At 60.9% G+C, this 5,901-nt stretch carries 3 protein-coding genes and 1 pseudogene; all 4 read right to left on the bottom strand.

The window, feature by feature from the left end:
• The coding region (gene gghA, locus Q0M35_RS16625) for a glucosylglycerol hydrolase (RefSeq protein ID WP_295317388.1) at positions 1-2,097 on the bottom strand (2,097 nt) is incomplete at its 3' end.
• Between the two features lie 5 nt (positions 2,098-2,102).
• Positions 2,103-4,328: a 1,4-alpha-glucan branching protein GlgB gene (glgB, locus tag Q0M35_RS16620; RefSeq protein ID WP_295317387.1), complete on the bottom strand. Its 2,226-nt coding sequence runs from the start codon at positions 4,326-4,328 to the stop codon at positions 2,103-2,105.
• 181 nt (positions 4,329-4,509) lie between these two features.
• Positions 4,510-5,610, bottom strand: coding sequence for a molybdenum ABC transporter ATP-binding protein (gene modC / locus Q0M35_RS16615; protein ID WP_295317386.1), 1,101 nt, complete (start codon positions 5,608-5,610; stop codon positions 4,510-4,512).
• A pseudogene (locus tag Q0M35_RS16610) lies at positions 5,607-5,901 on the bottom strand (molybdate ABC transporter permease subunit); the annotation flags it as partial. The pseudogene Q0M35_RS16610 and the gene modC, both read right to left, overlap by 4 nt.

Genomic DNA, 5,901 nt, shown 5'->3' with positions numbered 1-5,901 from the left:
GTTGTCCCGCAGCCACGGCCGGGCCGCACGAAAGTTTCGCAGTTTCAGCGTATAATCGGTATGTGCATCGCCCAGACGGTCCATATAGTTGGAAACATTGCAGTAATCATGCATGTCATCCATCCAGGCCCGGGCGATCTCCTTGAGCTTCACGGGATCGAACGGCGTCGGCCCGTCAAGCGACGGGGAGACACCGTTCAACAATACGGCCATCTGATCGAGATCGTATTCCGTGACCTCGACAAGCGGCGCGAGTATATGGAAAAACCGCGCCAGACCATCACGGTCGTCAAATCCGAGCGCCTTGAGCCTGCGAAAATATCCCGGTTCTGAATAGGTATAGCTGTCCACCTGCCATTCGAGGCTGATCGCTTCTTCAGCAACGATTTTAACACCATATTTATCATCCTGATTGCGGATGAACCCCCAGGAGGCCCGCGCCATGGCATTCAGAAAGTCCATCGGCACACCCGGAAAGGCGGCATATGTCAGCATCTGTGCGGCCGGATTGTCATAGGCCTTGTCGAGGATTTCCATCCGGCTGTCGCCAAGCCGCGTGTTGATGTTGAGCTTTGGGCTGATCTGTGTGCCGCGTCTGAGCGTGTCATGGTTGGCACAGCCCGAGATCCAGTTCGAGCCATGCCGGATGATCTCTTCGATCCGCCAGAATTTGGTCAGCCAGAACGTATAAAGAAACGGCGTGTTATGCGCGAAGGTCAGCGGCCCCCATTGGAACACATCATCATCGCGCTGGTTCTCTATGACTGCGCGGTACGTTGAAGACAGTTCCCAGTCCTCTTCCGGCCAGGGCCGCCCGTCTTCAAATATGAACCAGGGGCGATAGCTACGCCCTGCCACGTTTTGCTCAATATCGGCCATTTCCTGCAGAAATTCATCGTCATGCCGTAGTTCCTGATTGTCTGAATCCCACCATTTGAAGTCCTGCGCGCCATCTACGCGCACCCCATCCGCACCAAAATCAACTTTTCTGCGCTGCATCTCCAAGAGCACGGCGCGCACCACCGGGTGACGATAATTAAGGTTCTGGCCGTACATATTCGGCCCGGCGAAATAGTGATGATTGAGCGCTTTGAGGCCCTGATTGTCCGAATGCCCGTAGACCACATCAAAGATCAGTTTCTTGGGCGCACCGGGGAAGTTGTGCAGTGCCGCGGCCAGATCGACAAGCTCGTCAGGCCGGTGCGTTTCCAGCATCGCGGGGTTGATTGCAGCCATGCCAGAGATCACGACGTCATAGCCCCAGTTCGTTGTGTCAGGGCGCCGGATGTCCACCGTGAGATGCGTGTCATCACCGGCTATCTCGGTCCAGAAAGCGGGCCCTTCCTCGTAAACGGTCGTCGGTTCGACGGGCAGAAGCTGCACTGCGTCATAGCCCAGAAACACCCGGTCGGCGGGTTCCGGTTCCGCTCCCTGACGCACGCGTTCGGCAAGTGTTTCGATATGCCGTGTAAGCCCGGCGATACTCATGCCGGCGGTGGCCGTGGGCACATGGATTTGCAGGATGCTGCTTGCCGGCCCGAATTTATGCACACCCTCGCCGGGCAGCGCGTCATAATAGGCTTTGTCCGCGCGGGCATCCTGCATCGCGGCAAGATCATAATATTCAGCCGGTGCAAAAGGCCCGAAGGGCAGGGAGGCCGCGAGGGGGTCATGGATCCGGTGCCACGCCCGTTCCGCATCGCGCCAGACCAGCGAGTAAAAACTGCCGATGGTGTCGCGGGTGCCGGCCTGCATGCCCTCGATGGCCGCCACGCACCAGGCGTCAATCTGGCGGACCGGGATCCTGTGCAGCGTGAAATCGACGGTCTGGCGCGCCCGCAAGGTGTCAATGCCGCCCTCGGGCACAAGAACTTCAATGAAAACGTCGCTTTCGTGAATGCGGTGTTCCTGAATTTCCGGTGCCCAGAAGACCACTTCGCACAGGTCGCCGCGCCGCAGAGCGCCCATCCGCCGGGCAATCTCCCGCGAGGCCTCAAAGGCCGGTCGTCCGCTCTGCTGAGTTGCCACCAGCCACTCCGCCAGCTCGTTGGTCGCGGCTTCATGCTGGCGCACGGCGGCGTCGGTTGCGTTGCTCATTTCGTTCACTCCGACTTCTCCCGGATAAACAGTTGTCCTGACAGGGGCGGCAGGCTCAGTTCCACGGAATGCGCGCGCCCGTGTGCCGCGACCGGGTCAGACATGATCTCTTCGGTGCCGCGATCACAACCGCCGTAGTCCGCTGCATCCGAGCTGAATATCCTGCTCCAGTGACCCGCATCAGGCACGCCCAGCCGCCATTCGGCATGTTCTGCACCGGAAAAGTTAAATACTGCAAGTACCGCAGGGTCGTCTGCTCCGCTTTTGCGTATCCATGCAAAGACACTGCCATCTTTTGCAGCACCGTCAATCCATTCAAAGCCTTCGGGTGTGCAGTCGCCCCGGTGCAGCGCCGGCGTATTCCGGTAGAGATGGTTGAGTTCGCGGACCATGCGCTGCACGCCCTTGTGTGCGTCATTTTCCAGCGCGTCCCAAGGCAGCTGCCCGTCGGCGTCCCATTCACTCCGCTGGCCGAATTCCTGGCCCATGAACAACAGCTTCTTGCCGGGATGCGCCCACATAAAGCTGTAAAAGGCCCGCAGGTTCGCAAACTTTGCCGCATCATCTCCGGGCATCTTGCCCAGCATCGAACCCTTGCCGTGCACCACCTCGTCGTGACTGATCGGCAGCACGAAATTCTCGCTGAAGGCATAGTGCAGCGAAAACCCCATCTGGTCATGGTGATGCGACCGGAAGAGCGGATCGGTTTTCATGTACTCCAGAGCGTCATGCATCCAGCCCATGTTCCATTTGAACCCGAAACCAAGGCCCCCGTCATGCACCGGTCTGGTGACCCCGGGCCAGGCAGTGGATTCCTCTGCGATCACCATCAGCGAAGGGTCATGGCCGTAAACGGTAGTGTTCAGCTTTTGGAGAAACTCAATTGATTCAAGGTTTTCCCGGCCACCGTGTTTGTTGGGGATCCATTCGCCATCCGCCCGGCTGTAGTCGCGGTAAAGCATTGACGCCACGGCATCGACCCGCAGTCCGTCGATGTGGTGTTCCTGCGCCCAGTAAAGTGCATTGGCCAGAAGAAAGTTGCTGACTTCGGCGCGACCCAGATTGTAAATCCAGGTATTCCAGTCCGGATGATATCCTTCTTTCGGGTCGGCGTGTTCATAAAGCGCCGTACCGTCGAACTGCGCCAGCCCGTGCGGATCATCGGGGAAATGCGCGGGCACCCAGTCAAGGATGAGACCCAGATCCGCAGCATGGCAGGCATCGACAAAGGCGCGGAAGTCGTCAGGCGTACCAAACCGGCTGGTGGGTGCGTAAAGACCTGTCGGCTGATAGCCCCAGGAACCGTCAAACGGGTGCTCGGAGACCGGCAGAAGTTCGATATGGGTAAATCCCAGGTCTCGGACATAGGGCACAAGGGTCTCAGCCAGCTCGCGGTAGCTGAGCCAGCTACCGTCGTTGAGACGTCGCCAGCTGCCCGCGTGCACCTCATAGATCGACACCGGACTCTGCGTTGTCTGCCGTGCCGCACGCGCGCGCCGCCAGTCACCGTCCGCCCATGGGTATGAGTCCAGCGCCTGTACCACGGAGGCATTGTCCGGCCGCAGATCCGCGGAAAAACCGACCGGGTCAGCTTTGGGATGTGGCAGGCCTTCGCCGGCGGGCGCGATCTCATACTTGTAGCGTGCGCCGGGGCCTGTCCCCGGGATGAACAGCTCCCAGACGCCGGTGGCGCCGCGTCTGCGCATCGGGTGCCGCCGCCCGTCCCAGTCGTTGAAATCGCCAATGACCGAAACACGCCGCGCGCCAGGTGCCCAGACCGCAAAGCGGGTTCCCGCCACGCCGGACATCTCGCAGGGGTGGGCACCAAGCGTGCGCCACAGGGTCAGGTGCGCGCCTTCGGAGATCAGATGTTCGTCCAGTTCCCCCATCAGCGGACCGAATTGCCAGGGATCAGTCGCCTCCCAGGTGTCGTCACCCCGGCGTGCGGAAAGGTGGTAAAGCGCCGGACGCGCAGCGAGCCGCAGCGCAAAGATGCCAGCGTCGTGGACCAGGACCATAGGATGTCGCTTGCCGGTGTCATCTAACAGGTCAACCTTCTCCGCGCCGGGCACAAAACTGCGCAGAACCCAACCATCTCCGACCTGGTGCGGACCCAGAACTGAAAACGGATCGCCATGTTCGCCGGTCGCGATGGCGTCCAGGGCTCTGTCATCATCCGGAGTCAGCACGTGCGTGTCTGATCCCGTCGCTGCGGAAAACCCGTTGTTCATATTATCCCCGTCTCTTAGCGGTGCGGACCTTGTTCGCGTCTGCTTCCGCCCCAACGAATGCATCGCACCTTGCAAACATGTTCGGAACTCAATGAACGCCGACGCGACTTTGTTCCGAAACCGCCGGAAATTTATCGCAGTCAGAGGCCTGCGAGGGCGTCGTGCAGAGCGGAGTAAGGTCTTATTCTTTCTGCGCCGGATCCGATGCTACCGCGTCGCGCGGCACTGACACGGCTTTTATCACTGCAAAAACCTTCAGGCCCGGTTGCAGGTTGAGCGCCTCGGCTGAACGCCGGGTGATCCGCGCCAGCAGCACCGTGCCGCCCGCATCAAGCTGCGCAATCACACCCGGCCCGTCACCCTGGCGCATGGCAGTCAGGGTCGCCGGCAGCACGTTCAGCGCTGAGATCCCTGCCGGCTCGTTCAGGCTGAGCATCACATCCTGCGCGTCGATGCGCACCCGCACGCGGCTGCCGGGGTTGCCGGGCACGCGCGGCAACAGAAGCGTAATCCCGTCGGCCTCAAGCTCGCTCAGCCCGTCAGGGTGATGGGTCACGACCCGGGCGCTGATCAGGCTGCCGGCCGCGCGCACCCCAAGCGGTGTCGCGGTCGCATCGCTCAGGATTTCGTCAGCCGGCCCCTGTCCTGCGACACGTCCGTCTTTCAGGGCAATGACCGTGCTCGCAAGACGGCTCATCTCCGGAATGTCATGGCTGACATAGAGCACAGGCACAGGCATTTCGTCCCGCAATCTCTCGAAATAGGGCAGAATTTCCGACTTTCGTTCCGCGTCGAGCGCCGCAAGCGGCTCATCGGCCAGAATGATGTCTGGCCCTGCCAGCAGCGCACGCCCGATCGCCACCCGCTGCTTTTCACCTCCCGATAACGATGCCGGACGCCGGTTCATAAGATGGCCGATGCCGAGCAGGCCGATCACATGATCAGGATCGGCCCGGTGCGCATTTTTTGGAGCGAACCGCTGGCCATAGCGCAGGTTCTGCGCCACGCTGAGATGGGGAAAGAGCCGCCCGTCCTGAAAAATATATCCGACCCGGCGCTTGTGTGGCGGCACCCGGATGCCATTTGCGGTATCCGTGAGAACCCGGCCTGCAAGGGTGATGCGTCCCTCACCGGGCTGCAAAAGGCCCGCGACCGCATTGGCAATGCTGGTCTTGCCGCTGCCGGACCGGCCAAAGAGTACGGTGATCCCCGGGGGCGCCTCGAAGGACACGTCCAGTGTGAAATCGCCGAACCGGTGTTTGAGAACCACGCTCAGCATCATGTGCCCCCGACGCGGCGCGCGACCCGGCGGGCCATAAACTCGGAGGCCAGCAGCGCACCCATGGCGATGACAACTGAAACAACAACGAGACGCAGTGCGGACGTCTCACCCCCCGGGACCTGAAGAAATGCGTAGATGGCCGAGGGCACCGTCTGCGTCTGGCCGGGGATGTTGGACACAAAGGTGATGGTTGCGCCGAATTCCCCCATCGCCTTGGCAAAGGCAAGGATCGCGCCCGCAAGTACACCTGGCATGATCAGGGGCAGGGTGACGGTGGCAAAAACCTGAATG

This window comes from Roseobacter sp. (assembly GCF_024639605.1).
In the GTDB taxonomy this organism is placed as follows: domain Bacteria; phylum Pseudomonadota; class Alphaproteobacteria; order Rhodobacterales; family Rhodobacteraceae; genus Roseobacter.
This window is presented reverse-complemented; position numbering and strand designations above follow the sequence as displayed.

What these genes read in the sequence shown, in the direction of transcription:
- glgB (WP_295317387.1), bottom strand. Translation starts at nt 4,328, where the DNA reads ATGAACAACGGGTTTTCCGCAGCGACGGGATCAGACACGCACGTGCTG.
- modC (WP_295317386.1), bottom strand. Translation starts at nt 5,610, where the DNA reads ATGATGCTGAGCGTGGTTCTCAAACACCGGTTCGGCGATTTCACACTG.